This window comes from Ensifer sp. Root558 (assembly GCF_001427045.1).
GTDB classification, from domain to species: Bacteria; Pseudomonadota; Alphaproteobacteria; order Rhizobiales; family Rhizobiaceae; genus Ensifer; species Ensifer adhaerens.
In genome coordinates, this window is sequence record NZ_LMGC01000016.1 from 52,457 (window position 1) to 75,451 (window position 22,995).

A 22,995-nucleotide genomic window follows, 5' to 3' on the forward strand; every position below is an offset into this window, starting at 1 on the left:
TCTTCAGACTGCACAGAGCTTGTCGCGCAAGCTGCGTCATATCCGGTTGAATGGCGTACCACACCCCAATTGCTGCAAACTCCAACTTCCCCTACATTGACCAAGTGGTAAAAAAGACGCGCGCCAAACGCGCAATCAATCAGAGGGGAACTTAATGCAAAGCGATTCCTTCAATTTTGCCATTTCCAGAAGAACCCTGATCAAAGCTGCTGGCGCTTCCGCCGTGGTGGCGGCGACGGGTCTGCCGGGCCGTCTGCTCGCTGCGGATCCGATAAAGGTGGCGGCCATCTACACCGTTCCGGTCGAGCAGCAGTGGGTCAGTCGTATCCACAAGGCAGCGAATGCAGCCAAGGAGCGCGGTGACATCGAATATGTCTATTCGGAAAACACCGCGAACAACGATTACGAGCGCGTCATGCGTGAGTATTGCGAGGCGGGTCACAAGTTGATCCTTGGCGAGGTCTTCGGCGTCGAGGATGCGGCCCGCACGGTTGCCAAAGACTACCCGGATGTCGCCTTTCTGATGGGCTCGAGCTTCAAGCCCGACGCCGCTATTCCGAACTTCTCAGTTTTCGACAACTATATCCAGGACGCATCCTATCTGTCCGGCCTTGTCGCCGGCGCAATGACGAAGTCCAAGAACATCGGCATGGTGGGAGGCTATCCGATCCCAGAGGTTAACCGGCTGATGAATGCATTCATGGCCGGCGTGAAGGAAGTGGCCCCGGACACCAAATTCCAGGTCGCCTTCATCGGCTCATGGTTCGATCCGCCAAAGGCCAAAGAGACCGCTTTCGCCCAGATCGATGGGGGTGCGGACTTGCTATATGCCGAACGTTTTGGTGTGTCCGACGCCGCCAAGGAGAAGAAGGTCTTGGCCATCGGCAATGTCATCGATACCCAGGCGGACTATCCGGACACCGTTGTCGCATCCGCACTGTGGCATTTCGAACCGACGCTAGACAAGGCGATCAGCGAAGTGAAGGCCGGCGCGTTCAAGGCTGACGACTATGGCATCTATTCCTTCATGAAAAACGGCGGCTGTTCACTGGCGCCTTTCGGCACCTTTGAGAGCAAGGTTCCGGACGCCATCAAGGTCAAGGTCGCGGAAAAGGAAAAGATGATCAAGGACGGTTCGTTCGCCGTCGAGATCAACGACGCCGAGCCGAAGTCGACCTAGCCTTCCTTCCTCGCGTTCATGGGAGAAGTGGTCGGCTGTGGCGGACCAGGAATTACACTTCGCCAACAGCGACCATTCTCTCCTTGGACGGGAAAGGAAGTCCCCACAACTCCTCTTCCGGTCGCCGACGTGTCTAGCAAAACCGCCCTTCGTCTTTCCCGCATCAGCAAGCGCTTCGGCCCACTCAGGGCTAACGACGCCATTTCGTTTGAACTCAAGCAGGGCGAAGTCATAGCACTTCTCGGGGAGAACGGCGCCGGCAAGACGACTCTGATGAACATTCTGTTCGGCCACTACGTCGCCGACGAAGGAACCGTCGAGGCATTTGGCAAGCCGCTGCCGCCGGGAGATCCGCGCGCTGCCATAGATGCCGGCGTCGGCATGGTTCACCAGCACTTCACCCTTGCTGACAACATGACGGTGCAGGAAAACATTGCGCTTGGCACGCAGAGCATTTGGCGCCTGCGGCTCGACCGGGCCGCCGCGCGACGGCGCATCGAGCGATTGTCCGCCGATTTCGGCCTCGCCGTCGACCCCACAGCTACCGTCTCCAGCCTTTCAGTCGGCGAGCGACAGCGCGTCGAGATTCTAAAGGCTCTTTATCGCGAAGCCCGAATCCTAATCATGGACGAGCCGACGGCTGTCTTAACCCCCGCCGAGACTGAGGCACTGTTCCGGACGCTGAAGCTGCTCGTCGCCAAAGGCCTGTCGATCATCTTTATCTCTCATAAACTACACGAAGTGATGGCTGTGAGCGATCGTGTGCTGGTTCTGCGTTCCGGCCAGCTCGTCGGTGAGCGCGAAACAGGTTCGACCGATCGCAAAGAACTGGCAGCGCTCATGGTTGGAAAAGAGGTCAAGCCAGCCAACGTCAGTCCGCTGAAGCTCGGAGCACCGCTGCTGGCACTTGAACAGGTCTCCGCAACGGCCTACAACGGGGCGGGCCTCGACAAAGTATCGCTCACCCTCACAGCCGGTGAAATCACCGGAATTGCCGGCGTCGCCGGTAATGGTCAGGCTGTCCTTGCTGCCCTTATCGCCGGCATCCGGCGTCCCACCAACGGCAGCATTTCCATCGCTGGACGGGACGTCGCCGACTGGTCGCCGCGCGCCGCGCTCGCACATGGCGTGGCCCGCATTCCGGAAGACCGCCACGCTATCGGCAGCATCGGCGACATGAGCGTGACGGAAAATGTCATCGCCGAACGCTACCGAAGCCCTCGGTTCAGCCGCATGGGCTTCCTGAATTGGAAAGCCGCCGGGCGTTTCGCAGAGAAACTCATTGCCGACTACGACGTCAAATGCCCTTCGCCCGAAGCACGCATACGCCTACTCTCAGGCGGCAACATGCAGAAGCTCATTCTCGGCCGGGCCCTTGATGCCGACCCCGCGGTCATCCTGGCAAGTCAGCCGACACGCGGCCTCGATGTCGGCGCCGTCGCCTATGTTCATCGCATGCTGCTCTTAGCGCGAGATCGGGGCGCCGCGATATTGCTCATTTCGGAAGATCTCGAAGAAGTCCTGGCATTGTCCGACCGCATCTTCGTTATGTTCAAGGGGCGCCTTTCCACACCCTCTGCAAGGGGCGAACGCAGCATTCGGGAACTGGGGGAACTGATGGCAGGCCACAGCGGGGAGCGCGGCGATCATGCGGCTTGAACCGAAACCCGCGCTGTCCCTGGCGATCACCTTGCTGTTTCCGCTGGCTGCCATAGGCACCACACTGGTGCTGACGTCGGTACTGGTTCTCGCCGCCGGCGCTTCCCCACTGTCCGTCTTCTATCTTGTGGCGAAGGGGGCGGCCGGCTCACAGTTCGCATTCCTAGAGACCTTGACCCGGGCGACGCCACTGATCTTCACGGGTTTGGCGATCGCCGTCGCCTTTCGGGCAAAGCTCTGGAACATCGGCGCAGAAGCCCAACTCTACATCGGTGGTGTCGTCACCGTGGCGCTGGGAACGGGCGCACTGCCCCTGCCTTCGGTTGTTCTAATCCCGGTAATTATGGTCGCCGTCATGGCCGCAGGCGCGTTGCTTCTGCTCGGCCCAGCCGTGCTGAAGACGCGTTTCGGCGTCGACGAGGTGGTCACAACGTTGCTGCTTAACTTCATCGTCCTGCTGTTCGTGTCGATGCTGCTCGAAGGTGTGCTCAAGGATCCGATGGGGCTCGGCTGGCCGCAATCGCAGAAGGTCATTGCCGAAGCACAACTGCCGCGCCTTATCCAGGGCAAGCGCCTGCACTATGGCTTCATCATCGCCCTTGCTTCGGCCGTCCTCATCTGGATCGTCATGAAAAAGACGGTTCTCGGTTACGAAATGCGCGCCGTCGGCATCAATCCCGAGGGCGCACGTTTTGTCGGAATTCTGGTCGACCGCACTCTGATGAAGACGGCGTTGCTTTCGGGAGGATTGGCCGCTCTCGCGGGTTTTTCCGAAGTCTCCGGGCTCAAAGGCAACCTGACGCTCGACCTGTCGCCAGGCTACGGCTACGCGGGCATCGTCGTCGCTATGCTGGCCATGCTGAATCCGCTCGGCGTCATCGCCTCTGCCATCTTCGTCGCCGGCATCTTTGTCGGCGCAGATGCCATGAGCCGAGTGGCCAAGGTACCGAGTTACATAGCCGACGTCATGGTCGCCACCTCGTTACTGACGATGGTTGTCGCGATCCTTCTGACGCGATTCCGAATCAGGTGGAGGTGACATGGACGCGCTCGAAATCCTCTTCACCGCTTCTTTCTGGGTTGCCGCAATCCGCATAGCATCTCCGCTGATTTTCGCGACGATGGGCGAGTTGATCTGCGAGCGCGCGGGCGTTCTTAATCTCGGCATCGAGGGGATCATGACGGTAGGCGCTTTCGCCGGCTGGTTTACCGTATATTCCGGCGGAGATCTTTGGGCCGGCTTGCTGGTCGCTGCCCTTTTCGGTGCCATGTTCGGCCTGCTGCATGCGACGCTTACGGTACCACTCGGCCTGTCGCAGCACGTCGTCGGCATCGGTGTTACGCTACTTGCCACAAGCCTTACCTATTTCGTCTATCGCCTTGCGCTGCCCGAAGTGACGTCGCCGCCCAAAATCGAGCCGTTCCAGCCCCTGCCGATCCCGGGCTTATCCAGCATCCCGGTCGTTGGCGAGGCGCTGTTTACCCAGACGCCATTGACCTATCTCGCATTCATCTCGGTTGCAGCCGTTGCCTGGATCCTCTATCGCACGCCCATCGGTCTCGCCGTTCGTGCTGCCGGCGAAAATCCGTCAGCGGTCGAAGCGCAGGGCATTTCGGTCACGGGCATCCGCATGGGCGCCGTTGTCGTCGGTAGCGCGTTGATGGCGGTCGGCGGCGCCTTTCTCACCACCTCGGCTTTCAACTCGTTCTTCTTCCAGATGATCAATGGACGCGGCTGGATTTGCATCGCACTCGTCGTCTTTGGCTCATGGCGGCCAGGAAAGGCGCTGATCGGCGCCGTCCTCTTCGCCGCCTTCGATGCCTATCAGGTTCGTCTGCAGCAAATTTCGGGCGGCATCGTGCCCTATCAGGTTTTCCTGATGATGCCCTATGCGCTGTCGATCCTGGCGCTGATCCTGGTCGCACGTCGTGCCGCATACCCTAAAGCTTTGATGATCCCGTACCAGAAAGGCGAAAGATGAGTTTTGACCTGATCGTAAAAGGTGGCACGCTACCCGATGGCAACGTCGCCGACATCGGCATCAAGGGCGATAGGATCGCCGCGATCGAGCCACGCATCGATGCCGAGGCTGGTCGTGTCGTCGATGCCTCGGGCAACCTCGTCAGTCAGCCCTTTGTCGATCCGCATTTCCATATGGACGCAACGTTGTCCTATGGCCTGCCACGTATCAATGCCTCAGGTACGCTGCTCGAAGGCATCGCGCTGTGGGGCGAACTCAAGCCGCTCCTGACCCACGAGGCCGTCAAGCAGCGGGCGCTAGCTTATTGCGACTGGGCTGTCTCGATGGGTCTCCTCGCCATCCGCACCCATGTCGATACATGCGACGACCGCCTTCTTGCGGTGGAAGCACTGCTAGAGGTTAAGAAGGAGATCGCCCCCTATATCGACCTCCAGCTTGTCGCCTTCCCGCAGGACGGGTTCCATCGCTCCCCGAATGCTCGCGAAAACACCATCCGCGCCCTCGACATGGGCGTCGACATCGTCGGTGGCATTCCGCATTTTGAGCGGACCATGTCCGACGGCACGCGTTCCGTTACCGAACTATGCGAGATCGCGGTAAAGCGCGGCGTGATGGTCGACCTGCACTGTGACGAGACGGACGACCCGTTATCGCGCCATATCGAGCAGCTTGCCTATGAGACCCAGAGGCTCGGCCTGCAAGGCCGGGTAGCTGCCTCGCACCTTACATCGATGCATTCGATGGATAACTACTACGTCTCGAAGCTACTGCCGCTGATTGCGGAAGCCGACATCTCAGTGATCCCCAATCCACTCATAAACATCATGCTTCAGGGGCGCCACGACACCTACCCTAAGCGCCGTGGCCTGACGCGAGTGCCCGAGATGCTGAAGGCCGGTATCCGCACCGGCTGGGGTCAGGATTGCGTGCTCGATCCCTGGTATTCCCTCGGTACAGCCGATATGCTCGACGTCGCCTTCATGGGAATGCACGTCGCCCAGATGTCCTCGCCCACAGACATGCGCACCTGCTTCGACATGGTCACCAAGATCAATGCCGAGATTATGGGCCTCGATCATCTCGGTCTAGCCGTGGGCAAATCCGCAAGCCTCATCGTACTCCATGCGGGCAACCCCATCGAGGCGGTGCGCCTGCGTGCCGAGCGGCTTTTTGTCGTCGCAAAGGGCAAGGTCGTGGCAGAACGCGAAAAGCGCGATACGACTCTGTCCATTAAGGGCCGTCCCGCGACCATCAACCGCCGTCACATTGTGCCACGGCAAGCGTTTTGATATGCATATGCACCCGCGCACCGAAGCGCCAACATCTTTGACTTCCCTAAACGTCGGCGGCCTGCGCCTCCAGATAGGGCAGATCACCATGCCAACACCACGACGTTCGGCCTGGTTGGCAATGTCGCCGAGCGTGGCTTTGCGCTGCAGCAGTGCTTTCCGAAATCCCTCGATCGCGACCGGAAGACCGATCTGTTCCCGCACCAGAACGCCACAACACTTTGCCACCTTGCCCCGGTCGCATGAGATCGAGTTTGGCTGCTATCACGGCCTCGATCCTGTTTGCAGGAAACCTTCCTTTCACCGAGTAAGTCAAGCTCTCACTTGAAATCTCGCTTGTCAGCGTGTATATGCAAATGTATATGCAGAGGAGAGTTTTATGCCGCAGATTAGACACAACGAACCTCCTGCGAGGGAAGCTAAGCTCTTCCGGAATAACAAGAGCCAGGCTGTTCGCATCCCGGCTGACTTTGAGCTTCCCGGCGATCGAGTGATGATCCATCGCGACGGGGATCGGCTTATAATAGAGCCGCTGCGTCGCAAGAACCTGCTGGAAGTCTTGGCAGGTCTGGATCCTCTTGGGCCTGAAGATCAGTTCCCAGATATTGACGAGACTTTGTTGCCCGCCAAGGAAATCGACCTGTGAGCAACCTTTTCATGCTGGACACAAATATCGTGTCCGAATTGGCTCGGAACCCGAGAGGGCAGGTCGCTGAACGTATTGCGGCGGTCGGGTCGGAGGCAATCTGCGTCAGCATCATAACGGCGGCAGAATTGCGTTATGGATGCGCCAAGAAGGGTTCCCCAAAGCTGCTGGCCCAAATCGAAGCCCTTCTAGAAAGCATTCTGGTGCTCGCGCTCGACGTGCCCGCCGACGCCAAGTACGGCAACATCCGCACTGAGTTGGAAGCTGCAGGCAAACCAATCGGCCCAAATGACCTATTGATCGCTGCTCATGCCTGTGCCGCAGGCGCAGTCCTCGTCACAGCCAATGCCCGTGAGTTCACGCGCATTCCCAACCTTCGGGTTGAAAACTGGCTGGACGCGACCTCAAAGCAACTTAGGGGTGCATCCAACTGAGAAATGATCAAGTTAGGCAAGGCTCCCGCATCCGCAATGCCGGCGCCGCTTAACAGCTTGCACAGGAGCCAGATCATCTCGGGCGTCAGCCCGAAAACTTCAAAGAAGCTCGACCAAAGATTTCAGCGCAGAGTTTTGGACTTCTCCCAGGGCGGGAAGTGAGCTAAGATTCAACCTGTTCGATATGAGCGGCACCGTGTGCTTCCGGACGACGCGATCTTCGCTGTGAGACCGTCCGGCCACATTTCCTCGCCGGACTCTCACAGGAGAGTCGCCATGTCGAAGCCTTTGAAGAATATACTGGAACCGTCAAACGAGGCGGGTGCGCAACATGACGTCGCGGTGGCGGCGGCTGTGGAACTTGCGATGGAGTTTTACGGCTGCGACGCCGTGACCGCTGCGGCCAAGCGCGCATTCGAGGCCAGGGATCTCAATCGCGAAAGCCATTACCGGTTCTGGCTTCATATCTTCAAATCCCTGAAAGCCAATCCACGCCTAATCAACGAAATCTGCCAGCCGGGGTGACAGAGCGGCTGCCTGTGGCAACGCGCATAAACCCAAGCGCGGATTCATAGAGCTTGAGGCCCTCAAGACCGAATCCGCCTTGAGCCGTCGGCCAGTTCAGCGAATGCAACACGATTGATATGATTTCAGTATCAATACCGGGAAATCGATATTGGAGATCGCAAGACTGGCTGGCGCAATGTCACCGTACCGACAACACCAACAAAGGGGATCGTCATGAAGTACACTGCGCTGTGCGCGCCCGCGATCGTATCAATGGTTTTGGCTGCGAACGGCCACGCCGAAACGCTCATCGTCAACAGCTATGGCGGGCCGTACGAAACTATCATTCGGGAGCGGATCATTGAGCCTTTCGAGGCCAGGTTCGGGATAAAGGTAATCTACGACGCCGTCGGTTCGGCCTCCCAGGATTACGCCAAGATCAAGGCGACGAATGGCCGCCCTGGCTTCGACGTCGTCGTAATGACCGCTTCCCAATCGCTCGAAGGGTGCAAGGAGGGCCTGCTTGAGGAGTTTTCACCAGAGGAGGTTCCTAATCTTGAGCGTCTGTCGTCGGTGATTGCCGGCGTTGCTGGTCCCTGCGGCGCGGTTCACGAAGTACAGTATCTCTCGCTTCTTTACCGGACGGACAAGCTGGCAGAGCGTCCAAATTCCTGGAACGCGCTCTTGGATGATGGCCTCAAGGGCAAAATCATCCTGCCGACATTCCAAAACGTGATGGCCGCCTACCTGATGGAGATCTTCTCGGTCGCCCATGGTGGAGATCTGCTCGAGAACGTCGATCCCGGCTTTGCCGCCATGGCCAAGCTCGCCGGACAGTCGATCGGCTTTGAGCAGTCATCCTCAGTCATGGAAACGTACCTCAAAGGGGGCGACGTCTGGGCGATGCCATTCTGGAACGGGCGCGCGCAGCTGCTCGTCGATAGCGGTTTGCCGGTCGACTATGTTCTGCCGAAGGAAGGCTCTATCCCCTTGGTCGCAACCCTGAACGTGCCGAAGCACGCGGCGAACCGAGACGCAGCTCTCAAGTTCGTGAACTTCTTTCTCGAAAAGACCAGCCAGGAGGCATGGGTCACCGGCTACAAGGTCGGCAGCGGCAGGATCGACATCGAGGTGCCCGCCGATATCCGCGCCAAGCAGATCACCACCGAGGCCGATCTAAAGGCCCTTCTGTTGCCCGATCTCGCGGCGGTCGCAACACGGCTTTCCGCCTGGGGCGAACGATGGGAACGTGATGTCGTCGCGGCGGCCAAGTGAGGTAGATCATGGCCGTCATTGTTTGCTCCACTCCGACAAAGCCCCCGCCCGCCGGAGCCGCTGTCAAGGGACTTCTGCCGCTGATCGCGCCGTCACTCGTCCTGGTGCTCTTCTTCGCGATACCGATGGGGATGATGATCGGGATCAGCTTTCAAAGTCAAGCGGAGGGCAGCCCGACACTTGCGAGCTACAGCCGCTTCTTCAGCAACGACCTTGTCCTTGCTGGCCTGGCCCGCACCGTCGTGATGTCCGGCCTTGTTGCGCTCTGCGTGACCGTCCTAGCCTATCCTCTCGCCTACTATCTGGCACGCGCCACGTCGCGCTGGCGAACGGTCATCTTCGCGCTTGCCATTGCGCCCGAATTGGCGGGGGTCGTGCTTCGCACCTATGGCTGGCTCATAATTCTTGAAGATCGCGGGTTTATCAATTCCGCGCTGATGTGGACCGGATTGATTACGGAACCCTTGCCTTTGTCGAAAAACCTTTTCGGCGTCGTGGTTGGGCTTACTCACGTCATCCTGCCATTTGGCGTGCTGTCCCTTCTGACGAGCCTCCAGGGTATCAACCCAAGTCTGGAAAAATCTGCGCAAATTCTTGGCGCGTCACGTCTTGCTGTAATCCGGCACATCATCCTGCCGCTCTCCGTGCCAGGAATCGTAAGCTCTTTCTTGATTGGCTTCACCATGGCCGCAAGCGCTTATGCGACCCCGGCCCTCCTTGGCGGCGCTGGTTTCAAAGTCATGGCCACAATGGTCTACGAGCAGGTGCTGTTCTATCTCGATTGGCCCTTCGCGGCGGTCATGGCGAACGTTCTTCTCATCCTGATGCTGGCCGCCGGCTTCGTCGGATCCAGGCTGGAGTCGCGCCTCCACCAAAAACTTCACCTTTAATCTCGGGAGGCTCCGATGAACCGACTGCTCACATATCTGTTCAGGATGGCGCTTGTCGCCATCCTTGCCTTTATCACTCTTCCGCTGGTGGTCGTCGTTGCGGCCTCTTTCAGTCCAACTTCGGCTGTGACGTTCATCCCAAGCGAATGGACCTTTCAATGGTACGCGGCACTATGGACTAGCCGCTGGCTCGATCCGTTTCTACTCAGCGTCGAACTTGCCGTCATCGTATCGCTCGCTAGCGCACTGCTCGGCGTCCTTGGAGCTTACAGCGTCGCCTACGCAAAATGTCCGGGGCATACCGCCATCATGGCGTTCCTCTTGTCACCCATGTCGGTCCCGCAAATCGTCAAGGGCGTGGCCGTCGTCCTGTTCCTGTCCTCGGTTGGACTTTACGACCTGCTAGGGACACCCGGCCTTGTCATGGCTCACATCATTCTGACGTTGCCCTACGTCGTGCGCATGGCGGCCACCGCGATGTTTGGTTTCGACAAGCGGCTGGACCGCGCGGCACGCGTATTGGGCGCTAGCGTCACGCAGAGGATCCGATACGTGCTGTTGCCGCTGATCCGCTCCGGCCTCTTCTCGGGGATGACCTTCGCCTTCATCATTTCCTTCAACAACATCCCGCTCTCCGTCTTCCTGGTCAGGCCCGGTCAGACGACACTTCCGATTACCGTCATCAATCATCTCGAATACAGCCTGGATCCGGTGCTTGCGGCCGTGAATGTCGCATCGCTCCTCTTCATCCTTGGCGTAATCATCCTTTTCGAAAAGATCGGCGGCTTCTCCGCCCAATTCCACGGGGGTAGCAAATGACCACCATCGATATTGAACTCCTTTCCGTCAGCAAGCAGTTCGGTGCAAACCGCATCGTCGACGACATCAGCCTTGCCATTCCTAAGGGAAAATTCGTCAGCATTCTTGGTCCGTCCGGATGTGGCAAGACGACGACCCTTAATATGATCGCCGGATTTGAAGCGCCCTCGAGCGGGCAGATCCGAATTCGCGGCCGTGATCAGCAAGGCGTCCCGCCGGAAGCGCGGAAAATCGGACTGGTCTTCCAGAACTACGCACTCTTCCCGCATATGACGGTCGCTCAGAATGTCGGCTTTGGCCTAAAGATGCAGGGCCGGCCCCACGAGCAAATCGCCGACGGTGTCTCACGAGCCTTGAAAAGTGTCCATCTCGAGGGCTTTGAGGATCGGTATCCGAAGGAACTTTCGGGGGGCCAACAGCAGCGGGTCGCGGTGGCTCGGGCGATTGCGCCCTCACCGTCGGTGCTGCTTCTCGACGAGCCGCTCTCAAACCTTGACCTTAAGCTCCGGGAAGCGATGCGCGTCGAGCTGAAAGAGATCCAGGAAGACCTCGGCATGACCTTCATTTATGTCACACATGACCAGGAAGAGGCGATGGCCATGTCCGACCGGATCATCGTCATGCAGGGCGGAGTGGTCGCGCAGGAAGGAGCGCCTTCGGACATCTACGCCCACCCGAGGACCTCATTCGTGGCGGACTTCATCGGCAAGTCGAATATCCTCCCGGCATCCGCAGAGAACGGGAGCGATCGGAAGCTGACGGTATCCCTGGGCGCAGGAAAGATAGTGCTCACAGCCACGCGGGGAGAGGACGTTGATCCTGACAATGTGCGCTTCTGCTGTATCAGACCGGAGGCCGTCAGGCTCGCGGATGCGGCAGGGGCCCTCGACGAACCGGCAAACCGCCTGACGGGAACCGTCCAAAAGGTCGTCAATCTGGGCGCCTATCTCGAGGCCTGGATGCTCGTCGATGGCGGGATCACCTTGAAGTCCATGATCCGCTCGACCCGTCTCGAGAAGCTCTCGGCCGGCTGCCGCGTAGACCTCGCCATCGCCCATTCCGCTGTCCAACTGCTGGAGCAATAGTGACATTCATTGTATTCCAATATTAATGCAAACGAATTGATATTGGAATGCCGACTTATCACTCCGCTAAGCTCTATGTGATCCCGAGCCCGGGATCTTCCTACACAGAGGCGAAGACACACATGAAAACAAGCGTTTCGGCAATCCAGAATGACAGCAACGTCTGCGCAGACATCGTCGGTTTCGATTTTTCCAGCTACGACGACGCAGACATTGCGGCGGTTCGATCCTACTGGCTGCAATATGGCGTCATCCGCTTTCGGGCGACCGACATCACGGACCAGCAACAGGTCGACTTCTCCCGTCACTTCGGGGATTTCGTCATCCATCCCAAGCAATTACAGGAAGGCGGACACCCGATCCATCGCGAAATCCTGGTGATCAGCAATGTGATGAAGGACGGCAAGCCGAGCGGCGCGCTCGGCAACAGCGAGGCGACGTGGCACACGGACACCTGGTTCTACGAACGCCCGCCCGCCGGCGCCATCCTCAGGGCGATCGAGGTTCCCGCTGCCGGGGGAGACACGTATTTCCTGTCGACCTACCAGGCTTTTGAAACGCTCCCCGAGGAGCTACGCAGTGCTGTTGAGGGGCGGCAGATCTTCTTCCAGAACGTCTACGACAAAACGGGGAAATTGCGCCTCGGGAAAGGCGAACCGACGAGCGCGGATTTTCGCGAGTGGAGCGGCGTCGTTCATCCGCTGGTCAGAAGCCACGGCGAGACGGGCCGCAAAGCGCTTTATCTTGGCGGGACATCGGAAGGGGCGTGGATCGTCGGCTTGCCGCTCGATGAAAGCAACGACCTGATCTCAAGGCTTTGGGAGCACACCACCAACACGCCGGAAGTCTTCGTCCAAAAATGGAGCGTCGGCGACATCGTGATGTGGGACAACCGTTGCACGATGCACCGTCGCGATTCATTCGACCCGAACACGATTCGGATTATGCATCGGACGACGACATCCGGCGAGCGCCCGATCTGATTTGTGAACAACAGGGCAGATCGGAGATCATCGATGTCCCAGCCTTACAAGATTGAAAAACAGCCGGAAGCAATACCGGACGCACTGCGAACCCTGCTTGAGGGAGTCGAAACCGCAACCATCGGCCACTTCGAATATCTTGGATTTGTTGGGGCAGGAATTGCGCCGGTCTTTCCGGCCAAGGCAATTGGAACGGCAGTCACGGTCGCCGCGCCCGGCCGGGATGGTGCCGTCATCTATACGGCAATCGATCTGCTCCGCCCGGGGGATGTTCTCGTCATCTCCCGGGTCGACCGGGACGACGTTGCCTGCGTCGGCGGCGGTGTCGTTGCTGCTGCCCGAGCGCGTGGCGCTGTCGCCATTATCGTCGATGGTCCTTGCACCGACATCGAGGAGATCGGCGCCAGCCGCTTCCCGGTGTGGTGTCGCGGAGTCTCGTCCAAGACGACCAGCCGCCGGCACCAGATTGGTGGCGCGATCAACGTCCCGATCGCATGCGGCGGGGCGGCCGTGCTGCCCGGCTATGCGGTCTTAGCAGATACGGAGGGTGTCTTCGTTGCCGATCCGTCCGATATGCGCTGCATCGCGGACGTCGCCCTCGAGCGCCAACAGCGTTCCCTTAAGCTCCGGCCCTACCTTGAGGCCGGCCATTCCATCTTCGAACTGGATCGGATCATATAATGAAGATTTCCCTCGTCCAGATGAACTCCCAACCCGACCGCGACAGCAATTTACGCGCGGCCGAGAGCCTGATGCTGCAGGCAATCGCACGCGATACACCAGATCTCATCGTTCTCCCGGAACATTTCGACTGGTCCGGCGGCACGATGGCGGAGAAACTGGCGGCGGCTGATCATATGCCGGGCGGCGACGCCTATCGCATGTTGCAGACGTTCGCCGCCCGGCAAAAGGTCTGGATCCACGGCGGCAGCTTGCTCGAAAGGCTCGATGGAAGTTCGAAGATCTACAACACAACGGTCGTCTTTGACCCAGAAGGTAACGAGGTCGGCCGCTACCGCAAAGTTCACCTGTTCGACATCGAGGCGCCAGATGGCAAGATGTATCGAGAATCCGCCACCGTTGCGCCTGGAGAAGGCCTGTTCGTTTACGAATCCGGCGGTTTCAGGATCGGCTGTGCGATCTGCTACGACCTTCGCTTCCCCCGGCTCTTTGATGCGCTTGCAGACGCCGGCGTCGATGTGGTCATTCTGCCCGCGGCCTTCACGTTACAGACGGGAAAGGACCACTGGGAAGTGCTCTGCCGTGCACGCGCGATCGAGCACCAGGTCTATTTCGTCGCCTGTGGTCAGTGGGGAGGCTACACTGCAGCGGACGGAGATCGCCGTTTCACCTACGGCAACTCTCTCGTCTGCGACCCCTGGGGACAGGTTGTAGCCCGCGCCGTCGATCAGGTCGGTGTGGTTTCCGCACACCTCGATCTCGAGCGTGTGGCGGTAGTCCGCAAGCTCATTCCCGCCGCGTCGCACAAGGTTTCGTTTGTCGATCAAGCACGCGTCGACCGAGGTTGCAGGCGCAGTGATCGTTGCAATTCCTCTTGCAGCTCGTCTGCGCAGACCTTCGGGGCACTAATTTCTTATAGTAGCACGTAGACAACGCGCACCTGAAAATGGACCGCCAATCGCCATCGTCGGGTAATCGGACACCGATATGACCGCTTTCATCACGCAAACGCTCGGCAGCTATATCGCCGAGGAAGCACTCGCTCGTGTTCCGAGCGACGTTTTCGACAAGAGCAAGCTTTGCCTTCTGGACTCCCTTGGCTGCTTGTTCGGTGGGCGCCAGCTGCCCACGGCTGGAATGCTGAGAAACCTACGGGTGGACAGCCAGGTCGCACCCTCCTCCGGCGGACTTGTCAGTGGCTGTGCCGAACCGGCGGCTGCCGCCTTCGTCAAGGCAACTTTGATCAATGCGCTCGACTTCGACGACATCTACGAGAAGGGCCATCCCGGAGCCACCGTGATTGCGGCAGCCTTATCGGTCGCTGAGCACACGAAGTCTTCAGGCACAGAATTCCTCGAGGCCATGATCATCGGCTATGAGGTGAGTTGCCGCGTTGGCATCTCACTGGCTCACGTTCAGCCCAGAAAGGCGATTCACGGCCATGGGACTTGGCAGATATTCGGTGCAGCAGCAGCGGCCGCGAGACTCATGCGTCTCGACGCCGGACGAGCGGCGCATGCCATCGCGATCGCTGCTGCGAATGCGCCAGTAGCGTCCGTCATGAAGACCGTCTACGGAGACGCGCCTTCGATGGCGAAGAACAACTTCGGCATGGCCGCGCAAATGGGAGTCTTGGCCGCACGCCTTGCCGCTGCCGGCTACGAGGGGCCTTTGGATGTCTTCGAGGGTGAGACAGGTTTCTGGCGGATGGCGGGCGCCGACGAGTGCCGTTTCGATAAACTGACCAAAGGTTTGGGGGCCGCCTACGAAATTCTTCGGGTTGGCTTCAAGCCATTCAGTTGCTGCCGACTTATCCTAAGCAGTGTCCAGGCCAGCCGCGACGTCATCCGTATGGCCGGCATTGATCCTGCCGACGGATTGCATGCCAAGCTGATCGTGACCGCGCCTCCGATCGTGTGCGAACCGCCATTTAGCAAAGTGCGTCCACGGGACATGTGGGCAGCACAGTTCAGCGCACCGCACGCCATAGCCATGGCGGTATTCGGCGTCGAGCCCGGCCCCGACTGGTTCGTGGAGGATTGGCTTCATGACGAGATCGCCGGGCGGTTTCAAGACAGTATCGAGCTCAGGCCACATACCAGCCACGCCTCGCCTCGAGGCGCTCACGCCGCAAGCGCTTGGTTACAGTTGCGCGACGGGCAAAGCTTCGAAAGGCACGTGGACGTTGCGGAGGGAGAGGCAAGTAACCCCATGCCGAAATCAGCTCTCGAGGGTAAGTTCTTGCGACTTGCGAGTCCGGTCGTGGGAGACAGCGGTGCTTGCGAAGCCATTGATAACGTGTACGCGCTGGATAAGGCGGGATCGCTCCGGACGCTCCTTCGCGTATTGGTCAGCTGATATCGGCATATACCGACATGACACATTTTGTTCGCAAGCTAAGTCTGCAACCGCAGATCAACACCTTGGGGACGGGCGTCCCCACGGTCCTTCCCCCTGGCCTGCATAGCGACCTCAGCGAAGACGTGCGGGCAGCCAAATTCTCTAGTCATTCGCTGCGCGCCGGCTTGCCCTCCACGGCCGACGTCGACGAGCCCCACGTGCAGAACCGCAGCTACCACCGCCGACGCGACCGATTTAGGGTCAATCTGAGGAGGGCCTCGGGGCTGTAAGAATCTTAACCCGCCAGCATACGTGCGAGCATATTTCTGATGTGGTCCTACGCGCCGTAGAAAATTGCGGCGACAACGATTGCGCGGCTATGTTCCACCGCTAGAAACCAAATAGCCGCCTTGTCCCGCCGTAGAAACCGGATCCCGGGATGAATATCGGGGCGCACCCCGTAGGGCGTATCGACGAGACGATCGACCTCGACATGCACTTTGCGGATCCGTTTAGCAGTGCGCTCCACCGCCTGTCAGGCGCATCCCCAAGTTCGACATGGGCGTCGAACAGGATCGAAGATCAACTCGAAATCGCGTTCGGCATCCTCAGAATATTCAAGAGTTCACACGAACAACCCGTCGCTTCCGCTCGATCATTGCCGCGACGCGGCTTCTATTTCCGCCGCAGAAATCATTGGCCCGTTCAATCGCTGCTGGACCAATTCGCGGAGCGCTGCGGTTTCGACGGCCTCAGATTCGGTCTTTTGGCGTAGCAGTTCCAGGCCATGTTGAAGAACGGAACTCATGCCGGAATATCGACCGCTCTCCACCAGCGAACGGGCAAACGAATCCTGCTGCTCGGTCAACGAGATCGACGATTTCACACTCATCGGCTTATCTCCTTTGAGCCTAAGTTGCTACTCAGTAGCGCCTCAGCGGCGGAAGTCGGTCATTTAAAGACGACAAAAATGTATCCGAACCTTTCCTTTAATCCCTCCGTTCCAGATGTGAAATTGCTCCCGGTCGCATGACGTCGACAATTCCACGGAGAACGGTGATGGAGAGCACACCCAGATACATTTCACTTGCGGAAATGAAGCGCCTCGGCGTCCGTCTCGAGGCATCCGCGCTCCACGATGCCGCCAGGGCAGCTTGGTCCGACATCCGCTTGGGCCAAGCCCATGGCCTGAAATCTGTTTTGTCCTTTCCCGAAGCCGCCTTATGGAACCAACCCCAGTTTGAAGCTTACCGGGATACGTTGCAAGGCGAGCGATTGGGCTGGAAGCTCTCTGCGCTTTCCAGCGTCGGGGCCAGATATGCGGCCGTGAAGGTGGTCGGTGCCAATGCGATAAACCGTCGACTGGGTCAGCCGCGTTCGACGTCGACGATCCTGCTGCTAGACAGCTTCACGCTGCGCCCGCTTTGCGTGATGGACGGAACCGATATCTCTGCCGCAAGAACGGCAACCTATGCCTCAATGGCGCTTGAACTTTTCTTCCCCAAAACAGAAGAACTCTCTGTTTTCCTCTTTGGAGCAGGCCCCATTGCCGAGCAGATCATTAGAGTGCTCGATCATTTCGGAGCCGGCATCGTCTCGAAGATATTCGTGCGCAGCCGCTCAGGCGCTTCCGCGCGCCAACTCGTTAAAAGACACAGACAGTCACCTCGAATTCGGCTTGAGGCTGTCGCGGATAATAAAAGGCTGCGTGATTGCCGGTTTGTCATCACCGCTACCAATGCCAGCGCACCGGTGTTTGAGAGCGAAGAGGTTTGCCCAAACGCCGTTGTTCTGCATCTTGGGGGAGACGAGGCTCCATCCGGCCATATCCAAAAAGTTCTTCGGTCGGGACTGACGCTCTGTGATGACGTTTCGATGGTGTCGCGGCGAAACTCGCAAAGCCTGGCGCTCTACTTCTCACGCAAGGGATCGACATTGGAGCAGCTTGGCCCAGCGCTCGGTGTCATGAACTTAAAGGATTTCTGTGACGCGGGCGGCGGATCGGAATTACCGATCCTCATCACGTGCGTCGGGTTACCCATGCTGGATCTGTACGTCGCCGCTCATGTTTACGAAACCTGGTTCTCGCCAGATGGGGGCGCGGCTTCATCCGTCCACTCATCTAGCACGAACTGACGCCAGGCAGCCTAAGCTTTACGGAGAGGGCTGATGTATGTCACCGAGATCCTTGCAGATTATCTGGCGAATTATCCTTCCGACGCTCTGCCGCCCGATCTGAGGCTAAGTGCCACCTGCTGTATTGTGGATGCAGTCACCGCTTACGTCGTCGGCTGCGATGTTCCGAGTGCCCGCGCAATGCGCGCGGTCGCCCGGCAAGACTTTGGAAGCGGCCAGGCTTCAGTCTGGTTTACGGGTGAATGTCTCGGGGTCACTGCTGCGGCAGTCTGTAACGCTGCCTCAGCCTCCGCACTCGATTTCGATGACGGCCATCGCGCCGCGCGCGGTCATCCCGGTGCGGCTGTGATACCCGTAGCACTCTCCGTGGCATCTACGAATGGTTCATCCGCCGATGATCTCCTGACCGCAATCGCTCTCGGATACGAGACCGGAATTCGCATCGCGGTGGCGCAGAACCCGCAAGCTATCAAAAGCCGACAATCGGGACGTTGGACCGGCTATGCTGCCGCGGCCACGGCCGGCCGCCTCTACAGAACCGATCCCCCGGCACTCGCACACGCACTCGCTGTAGCCGGGGTCCTCGCGCCAAACCAGGAGGCAAACGGCAGCTCCGGCTATGCCAATCTCACCGGGAACGACGTCAAGGAGGGTATTCCCTGGAGTGTCCTGACGGGCCTGACCGCCTTGCGTCTTGCGGAGCGGGGATTTACCGGGCCGCAGGATCTGCTCGATCATGCGTCGCACTTCGACCGGCCGAGCATCATAGCGGACTTGGGTGATCCAACTGAGATCTCGAGGGTCTATTTCAAACCCTATTCCTGCTGCCGCTACATCCATCCCGCTCTTGATGCCTTCGCGGCGCTTTCGTCAGGTGCTGACATCAGGACCGAACAAATCGCATCAATCGAAGTACAGACCTTTCAATGGGCTCTCCGACTTTCAAACACCGTGTCTCCCAATACATTGACGGAGATCCAATACAGTCTGCCTTATTGCATAGCGATTGCTGTTGTCGATGGAGCTGCGGCGCTGGCGCCGGTCGGTGGTGCGCAGCTGGGCAGGCCGGACCTCATCGAATTCGCCCGCAAGGTTCGTCTCTCGGTTAATCCTGAGATCGACGCCCGTTTTCCGGGTGAGACCCTTGCGCAGATATGCCTGCGAATGACCGATGGCAAATCGATCACATCCAAGGTGACCTCGCCACGCGGGGACAAGGCGCGTCCCTTAGACTGGGAGGATCTCATCAATAAGTTCTCGGCAGCGACGCGGGGCAAGCTTTCTCCCAGGGCGCAAAATACTGTCCTGGAGGCTTTTGAGACGCTTAAAAATGGAGATGCGGTCCCCCTCCTCCAGCGCCTAAGGATGCGATTGATCGACTGACCTCGACCACTACTGCACTTTGTGTCAATCGGATCGTATCCGGCGCCGACATCTCGCAACTGCAGCCGCGGTCAGATAAGCCGGCCATTCCTGACGACTATACGGCCTGCGATCACGACATGCCTGACCCGGCTCAGATTAACGTGGTCGACAACGATCAGGTCTGCGCGCTTGCCTTTTTCAATCAGTCCGCGGTTACCGGCCATTTGAGTGAAGACACGCGCGACATTCCCGGTCGCAAGGGCCACCGCTTCGGCCGCAGACAATTGCTTCTTTCTGACCATTCGCTGGATCGCTTCAAGAATTCCATCCCAATGCCCGCCGGCAAAATCGGTCGAAATCGTATCGACACAGCCCGCATCGATCAGTGCGTCAAGGTTGGATGGATCGTTGCGCCAGCGCGTCCCTATACAATCCAGTGTCGAAACATCGATGATGGCCCCTTTCCCTCTCAGGTTCTGGGCGTTCGAGACTGCCTCCTCCGGGAGAAAGCTCGGGTGATTGCTATGACCGGCGACGAGACGTGCTTTCGGGTGCTTCTCGACCGCGGCAATCAGACGCTTCGCAGATGGTGCCGCATTGTGGAAGATCGCGGGATATCCTAACCGCTCGGCTTCGCGTGCGATTTCATCGAATCCGGCCAACGAGAGGGCAACCGAAGGCATCACCGATCGCGTAATGATATCGCGAACGCGATCCGCATCGGCGAGCCCGGAAAGACCGCAACACTCCAACTCGTTAGTCAGTTTTAAATTCGACAGGCCTTCCGCCGGATCGAGATAGCGGCCAAGAACCGCGTTCTTCAAGCGCCTCGCGGCTGCGGGTGTCACTTCGACCCCGAACTCTTGCAGAAAGGCTTGCGGGATGAACCTGTATTCTTGCGCGCCGCCACCCAGTGTCTGCCCACCACCTGCCTCGCCAAGGGCGACCGCGCCGCAGGCCAACAGGTCATCTGTCGTCGCGCTCAGGTGTCGTGCTGAAAGTCCCTTGCCGTCGACCACAAGCGCCGCCGCGATGTTTTTCGGAGTGTGAGCCGTGGAAACGCGGATATCCATGGCATGACGTTCTACGTTGTCGACATCTATTTCGTCGGCCATGGCCAGACCGCAGACGTTCAAAAGGGTGGTTGTTCCCTGAAGAAGATGACGGTTCCGGAAATAGGCAACATCATCGCCTGCAAATGGCTTCGAGCCGCTCGGCATGGAAGGCCCCCGAATACAGCCGTGCGCATGTGCATTGATGAGACCTGGCATAACGATGCCGCCGGCCGCATCGATGGTTTCTCGCGCCGCGATTTCAGCGCCTGTGGCGGCGTCGACACCTATGATCCGTCCCTTCCGGACATATACGGCAGCCCGCTTGTGAAACGTCTTGCCGTCGCCAGTGATGAGACCTCCATTTCGGATTACCAGATCCATGACAGCTGTTCCTTTCGTCAACCAGGGGGCTGTCCTAGTCGCCAGTCCCTTCGCCCGGCCGAGCCGGGTTGTACTGCCATCGTTCCTGACTGGAACCATCGAGCATGTAGCCGGACGATCGAACCGTGCGGATGAGATCAGGGCCGCAGGTCACGCTCAGCGCCTTGCGCAGTCGACCGATATGAACATTCACCGTCTTGACGTCGACGAAACGGCGCTCCGGCCAACCAGCTTCAATGAGTTGTGCGCGACTGCACGCCTGCTCGTGGTTCTCCATCAGAAACTGCAGCAGCCGGAATTCGATCGGTCCCAAGTGGACGTTGATGCCGAGACGCCTGACGCTGTGCCTGTTGGTATTCAGTTCAATCCCTGCATAGACGAGGATATGACCGTCGTTCGCCATCGGATCCGACACTTGCGGAAGGAGGATACGGTCGCGCAGGAAGCTGAGCAACTTAGAGGGAGTGATCGGTCTTACGAAATTCTCGTCAATCCCGGCTTTCAGCAGATCGATAAACCGACTTTCCGCACCGGGGCCAATCAACCCGACCGTCGTAATCCCGAATGTCCGCGGCTCCTGCTTCAGCTTTACACAGGCTGCGGGAGCCCAATTTTCTCCCGATCGACAATCAAGAAGAATGGCTGCGACATCGTACTCGCCTGCAAAATGGACGATCTCCTGGACCCCGGAACCAAGAATGACCTGATATCCCTCGGATTCCAGGATGTGGACGAGTAGCAGATAGTAATCCGCATCGGTCGAACCGATCAGGATCTGCGGTCGCGCGGAATTCAAAGACCTCTCCTCTATTGCGCAGCGTCAGTTGTGATCTGATCCCTCGTGAGGACCTGCATCGTCCTCTGTGGGTGTGGCCGCTTGCGCTAAATCGGCAGAAGGCGCCGTTCCACGCCGTGCCACCTCAAGCAGCGAAGTTGTGGTGCACATGTGTTCCTGGCGACAGGCAGCAGCGCGAATCCGATTAAGGCTCGCGGCGTCGGCAGGAAGCACGCCTGCTACGGCCATCGTGCTGCCGATGGGACACGGCTGACCAAGACGTTGCATCGGCCAGCCGGCGCGTTTCAAAATGCGCTCGAACCGCAGGTCCGTTGCCGTGACGATTTCATAATAGCCGTTCGCCATCGACCACTCGATGATGCCGGCGAACATCTCAAGCGTCATCCCATGGAGAACTCCCCCTGTCCTGCCCTCGTCGAGCACCGTGTCAACGCAAAAGCGCGAGCTTTCGACCATGCCTGCATGGGCGTCGAGCCGTCGCGATGAGAGGAGCTGCGGAAACGTATTGGCGAGCATCGTCGGCCCGGTAGCGGGGAGAAGCCTCGCGCAGCCCGCCACTGCACCTGTGGTAGAAACGGCCAAGATATAGGTGGGATTGAGTTGATCGTAAGCATCGGCCTCACGATCGTCCCTTATGTCTACATCCCAGTCCAGTCTGTCGCCAAAGACTCGCGCACGCAGCCGATGCATCGAGTCGATCAAGTCAGCAAATTCTCCGCGCGCTGCAGCCGGCACAGCTAGTATCTCCATCTCCATTCTCCGAAGAAAACCTGCTTCAGACCACTGGACACGAGTTTCCGCCCTTAGGCGACTAATAGAATTAGTAGTCGAGCGCTCGACCAAGGCGTGCATGAATATGACACGCATGAGTTGTCATACATCAGCGATCTGTATCGAAAACCGTGCCACGAGCGTGCAGGACCAAGGTGGCGAAGCAGCCGAGAGCCGAAATTGATAATTCAATGCACGCGAGGATTTGCAGCAAGGAGTGCCGATGTACAAGCATACCGCAGAAGCGTTCGTAGCAGTCCAGAATGCGGAACAGGGCGTAAGCGAGGTCTTCGCCCGTTACCGCGAATACTGGAGCCCGATCGGCGCCACGGGGGTCGATCGGTCGCTGGACTTTGGTGACGCACGCGTGACGCTGAGGCCGACGGACGAGGGCTTGCATTTTCGGATAGACGCGCAGGACACCCTCGCCTTTTACGGTATCTGGACGCTTTTGCAGGTAGCCTTGGCCGCGCTACCGGAATTTACAGGTAAAGACGTTGGGTGGCACCCGGCCGACCGGTTCCCGTGTCTGTCAAAGGTTTTTTTTCGTAGAATTCTATCACCTGATTGATAAACCGGAGCGTGTACTTGCACCGGATTGATGCCAAAGGAGGTGGCATGAAAGAGACCGCGTCCGCTGAGAGAACGGATCACTGAGATGCAGGTGATGATTGAGGGACAGCCACGCTTCCGGCCTTTCGGCTTATCCTGTTGGGGTTTT

22 protein-coding genes and 3 pseudogenes are annotated in these 22,995 nt (G+C 58.8%); 20 read left to right on the forward strand and 5 right to left on the reverse strand.

Annotation, left to right across the window (positions count from 1 at the left end):
* Positions 1 to 154 precede the first annotated feature (154 nt).
* The 17 genes and pseudogenes from ASD63_RS18530 to ASD63_RS36235 all read left to right on the forward strand — a co-directional run.
* Positions 155 to 1,180, forward strand: coding sequence for a BMP family protein (locus ASD63_RS18530; RefSeq protein WP_034800184.1), 1,026 nt, complete (start codon positions 155 to 157; stop codon positions 1,178 to 1,180).
* Between the two features lie 18 nt (positions 1,181 to 1,198).
* Positions 1,199 to 2,839 carry an ABC transporter ATP-binding protein gene (locus tag ASD63_RS18535; protein WP_244497262.1) on the forward strand — a complete coding sequence of 547 codons (1,641 nt, stop codon included), beginning with the start codon at positions 1,199 to 1,201 and terminating at the stop codon, positions 2,837 to 2,839.
* Entirely contained in the window at positions 2,829 to 3,878 is a 1,050-nt protein-coding gene (locus tag ASD63_RS18540) for an ABC transporter permease (RefSeq protein WP_060529687.1), read from the forward strand. The genes ASD63_RS18535 and ASD63_RS18540 overlap by 11 nt, the downstream gene beginning before the upstream one ends.
* A gap of 1 nt (position 3,879) precedes the next feature.
* Entirely contained in the window at positions 3,880 to 4,821 is a 942-nt protein-coding gene (locus ASD63_RS18545; protein ID WP_034800188.1) for an ABC transporter permease, read from the forward strand.
* Positions 4,818 to 6,110 carry an amidohydrolase family protein gene (locus tag ASD63_RS18550; RefSeq protein ID WP_060529688.1) on the forward strand — a complete coding sequence of 431 codons (1,293 nt, stop codon included), beginning with the start codon at positions 4,818 to 4,820 and terminating at the stop codon, positions 6,108 to 6,110. Before ASD63_RS18545 ends, ASD63_RS18550 begins: the two co-directional genes overlap by 4 nt.
* A gap of 379 nt (positions 6,111 to 6,489) precedes the next feature.
* Entirely contained in the window at positions 6,490 to 6,756 is a 267-nt protein-coding gene (locus ASD63_RS18555) for an AbrB/MazE/SpoVT family DNA-binding domain-containing protein (RefSeq protein ID WP_034800189.1), read from the forward strand.
* Entirely contained in the window at positions 6,753 to 7,190 is a 438-nt protein-coding gene (locus ASD63_RS18560; RefSeq protein ID WP_034800191.1) for a type II toxin-antitoxin system VapC family toxin, read from the forward strand. The genes ASD63_RS18555 and ASD63_RS18560 overlap by 4 nt, the downstream gene beginning before the upstream one ends.
* Positions 7,191 to 7,466: 276 nt before the next feature.
* Positions 7,467 to 7,715, forward strand: a complete 249-nt coding sequence (locus ASD63_RS18565; RefSeq protein ID WP_060529689.1) for a hypothetical protein — start codon at positions 7,467 to 7,469, stop codon at positions 7,713 to 7,715.
* Positions 7,716 to 7,931: 216 nt separating this feature from the next.
* Complete coding sequence (locus ASD63_RS18570) at positions 7,932 to 8,972, forward strand: ABC transporter substrate-binding protein (protein ID WP_060529690.1); 1,041 nt, start codon at positions 7,932 to 7,934, stop codon at positions 8,970 to 8,972.
* Positions 8,973 to 9,097: 125 nt separating this feature from the next.
* Entirely contained in the window at positions 9,098 to 9,862 is a 765-nt protein-coding gene (locus ASD63_RS18575) for an ABC transporter permease (protein ID WP_060529703.1), read from the forward strand.
* A gap of 15 nt (positions 9,863 to 9,877) precedes the next feature.
* Positions 9,878 to 10,681 carry an ABC transporter permease gene (locus tag ASD63_RS18580; RefSeq protein WP_060529691.1) on the forward strand — a complete coding sequence of 268 codons (804 nt, stop codon included), beginning with the start codon at positions 9,878 to 9,880 and terminating at the stop codon, positions 10,679 to 10,681.
* Positions 10,678 to 11,766 (forward strand): ABC transporter ATP-binding protein, encoded by a 1,089-nt coding sequence (locus ASD63_RS18585; protein WP_060529692.1) that lies wholly within the window; start codon positions 10,678 to 10,680, stop codon positions 11,764 to 11,766. Before ASD63_RS18580 ends, ASD63_RS18585 begins: the two co-directional genes overlap by 4 nt.
* 122 nt (positions 11,767 to 11,888) lie before the next feature.
* Positions 11,889 to 12,749: a TauD/TfdA family dioxygenase gene (locus ASD63_RS18590; protein ID WP_060529693.1), complete on the forward strand. Its 861-nt coding sequence runs from the start codon at positions 11,889 to 11,891 to the stop codon at positions 12,747 to 12,749.
* Positions 12,750 to 12,782: 33 nt separating this feature from the next.
* Positions 12,783 to 13,430, forward strand: coding sequence for an RraA family protein (locus tag ASD63_RS18595; RefSeq protein WP_060529694.1), 648 nt, complete (start codon positions 12,783 to 12,785; stop codon positions 13,428 to 13,430).
* Positions 13,430 to 14,359 (forward strand): carbon-nitrogen hydrolase family protein, encoded by a 930-nt coding sequence (locus ASD63_RS18600; protein ID WP_082572930.1) that lies wholly within the window; start codon positions 13,430 to 13,432, stop codon positions 14,357 to 14,359. Before ASD63_RS18595 ends, ASD63_RS18600 begins: the two co-directional genes overlap by 1 nt.
* 58 nt (positions 14,360 to 14,417) lie before the next feature.
* On the forward strand, positions 14,418 to 15,788 hold the full coding sequence (locus ASD63_RS18605) for an MmgE/PrpD family protein (RefSeq protein ID WP_060529695.1): 1,371 nt from the start codon (positions 14,418 to 14,420) through the stop codon (positions 15,786 to 15,788).
* A gap of 98 nt (positions 15,789 to 15,886) precedes the next feature.
* Positions 15,887 to 16,060, forward strand: a pseudogene (locus tag ASD63_RS36235) (integrase); the annotation flags it as partial.
* Between the two features lie 47 nt (positions 16,061 to 16,107).
* Here ASD63_RS36235 and ASD63_RS36240 read toward each other — a convergent pair.
* Together ASD63_RS36240 and ASD63_RS18615 are read right to left on the reverse strand one after the other, a co-directional pair.
* A pseudogene (locus tag ASD63_RS36240) lies at positions 16,108 to 16,356 on the reverse strand (type II toxin-antitoxin system RelE/ParE family toxin).
* 31 nt (positions 16,357 to 16,387) lie between these two features.
* A pseudogene (locus ASD63_RS18615) lies at positions 16,388 to 16,662 on the reverse strand (type II toxin-antitoxin system ParD family antitoxin).
* 167 nt (positions 16,663 to 16,829) lie between these two features.
* Here ASD63_RS18615 and ASD63_RS18620 point away from each other — a divergent pair.
* Positions 16,830 to 17,906 (forward strand): ornithine cyclodeaminase, encoded by a 1,077-nt coding sequence (locus ASD63_RS18620; protein ID WP_162253353.1) that lies wholly within the window; start codon positions 16,830 to 16,832, stop codon positions 17,904 to 17,906.
* 33 nt (positions 17,907 to 17,939) lie between these two features.
* Positions 17,940 to 19,289, forward strand: coding sequence for an MmgE/PrpD family protein (locus ASD63_RS18625; protein ID WP_060529697.1), 1,350 nt, complete (start codon positions 17,940 to 17,942; stop codon positions 19,287 to 19,289).
* A 71-nt stretch (positions 19,290 to 19,360) separates the two neighbouring features.
* On the opposite strand, the gene ASD63_RS18630 is transcribed toward ASD63_RS18625, so the two are convergent.
* Genes ASD63_RS18630 through traI form a run of 3 tightly spaced genes read right to left on the reverse strand, consistent with a single transcriptional unit; the run spans position 19,361 to position 22,253 of the window.
* Entirely contained in the window at positions 19,361 to 20,707 is a 1,347-nt protein-coding gene (locus tag ASD63_RS18630) for an amidohydrolase family protein (RefSeq protein WP_060529698.1), read from the reverse strand.
* A gap of 34 nt (positions 20,708 to 20,741) precedes the next feature.
* Positions 20,742 to 21,503: a response regulator transcription factor gene (locus ASD63_RS18635; RefSeq protein ID WP_200953517.1), complete on the reverse strand. Its 762-nt coding sequence runs from the start codon at positions 21,501 to 21,503 to the stop codon at positions 20,742 to 20,744.
* Positions 21,504 to 21,527: 24 nt separating this feature from the next.
* Positions 21,528 to 22,253 (reverse strand): acyl-homoserine-lactone synthase TraI, encoded by a 726-nt coding sequence (gene traI, locus ASD63_RS18640; RefSeq protein WP_082572933.1) that lies wholly within the window; start codon positions 22,251 to 22,253, stop codon positions 21,528 to 21,530.
* A gap of 244 nt (positions 22,254 to 22,497) precedes the next feature.
* On the opposite strand from traI, the gene ASD63_RS18645 reads away from it, so the two are divergent.
* Positions 22,498 to 22,845 (forward strand): hypothetical protein, encoded by a 348-nt coding sequence (locus tag ASD63_RS18645; RefSeq protein WP_060529699.1) that lies wholly within the window; start codon positions 22,498 to 22,500, stop codon positions 22,843 to 22,845.
* Positions 22,846 to 22,995 lie beyond the last annotated feature (150 nt).

Excerpts from the sequence above, each read along its gene's own strand:
- ASD63_RS18630 (WP_060529698.1), bottom strand. The coding sequence starts at position 20,707 with ATGGATCTGGTAATCCGAAATGGAGGTCTCATCACTGGCGACGGCAAG.
- ASD63_RS18555 (WP_034800189.1), top strand. The coding sequence starts at position 6,490 with ATGCCGCAGATTAGACACAACGAACCTCCTGCGAGGGAAGCTAAGCTC.
- ASD63_RS18600 (WP_082572930.1), top strand. The coding sequence starts at position 13,430 with ATGAAGATTTCCCTCGTCCAGATGAACTCCCAACCCGACCGCGACAGC.
- ASD63_RS18535 (WP_244497262.1), top strand. The coding sequence starts at position 1,199 with ATGGGAGAAGTGGTCGGCTGTGGCGGACCAGGAATTACACTTCGCCAA.
- ASD63_RS18570 (WP_060529690.1), top strand. The coding sequence starts at position 7,932 with ATGAAGTACACTGCGCTGTGCGCGCCCGCGATCGTATCAATGGTTTTG.
- ASD63_RS18540 (WP_060529687.1), top strand. The coding sequence starts at position 2,829 with ATGCGGCTTGAACCGAAACCCGCGCTGTCCCTGGCGATCACCTTGCTG.
- ASD63_RS18585 (WP_060529692.1), top strand. The coding sequence starts at position 10,678 with ATGACCACCATCGATATTGAACTCCTTTCCGTCAGCAAGCAGTTCGGT.
- ASD63_RS18580 (WP_060529691.1), top strand. The coding sequence starts at position 9,878 with ATGAACCGACTGCTCACATATCTGTTCAGGATGGCGCTTGTCGCCATC.
- ASD63_RS18625 (WP_060529697.1), top strand. The coding sequence starts at position 17,940 with ATGTATGTCACCGAGATCCTTGCAGATTATCTGGCGAATTATCCTTCC.
- ASD63_RS18620 (WP_162253353.1), top strand. The coding sequence starts at position 16,830 with ATGGAGAGCACACCCAGATACATTTCACTTGCGGAAATGAAGCGCCTC.
- ASD63_RS18575 (WP_060529703.1), top strand. The coding sequence starts at position 9,098 with ATGGGGATGATGATCGGGATCAGCTTTCAAAGTCAAGCGGAGGGCAGC.
- ASD63_RS18530 (WP_034800184.1), top strand. The coding sequence starts at position 155 with ATGCAAAGCGATTCCTTCAATTTTGCCATTTCCAGAAGAACCCTGATC.
- ASD63_RS18595 (WP_060529694.1), top strand. The coding sequence starts at position 12,783 with ATGTCCCAGCCTTACAAGATTGAAAAACAGCCGGAAGCAATACCGGAC.
- ASD63_RS18605 (WP_060529695.1), top strand. The coding sequence starts at position 14,418 with ATGACCGCTTTCATCACGCAAACGCTCGGCAGCTATATCGCCGAGGAA.
- traI (WP_082572933.1), bottom strand. The coding sequence starts at position 22,253 with ATGGAGATACTAGCTGTGCCGGCTGCAGCGCGCGGAGAATTTGCTGAC.
- ASD63_RS18565 (WP_060529689.1), top strand. The coding sequence starts at position 7,467 with ATGTCGAAGCCTTTGAAGAATATACTGGAACCGTCAAACGAGGCGGGT.
- ASD63_RS18590 (WP_060529693.1), top strand. The coding sequence starts at position 11,889 with ATGAAAACAAGCGTTTCGGCAATCCAGAATGACAGCAACGTCTGCGCA.
- ASD63_RS18550 (WP_060529688.1), top strand. The coding sequence starts at position 4,818 with ATGAGTTTTGACCTGATCGTAAAAGGTGGCACGCTACCCGATGGCAAC.
- ASD63_RS18545 (WP_034800188.1), top strand. The coding sequence starts at position 3,880 with ATGGACGCGCTCGAAATCCTCTTCACCGCTTCTTTCTGGGTTGCCGCA.
- ASD63_RS18645 (WP_060529699.1), top strand. The coding sequence starts at position 22,498 with ATGTACAAGCATACCGCAGAAGCGTTCGTAGCAGTCCAGAATGCGGAA.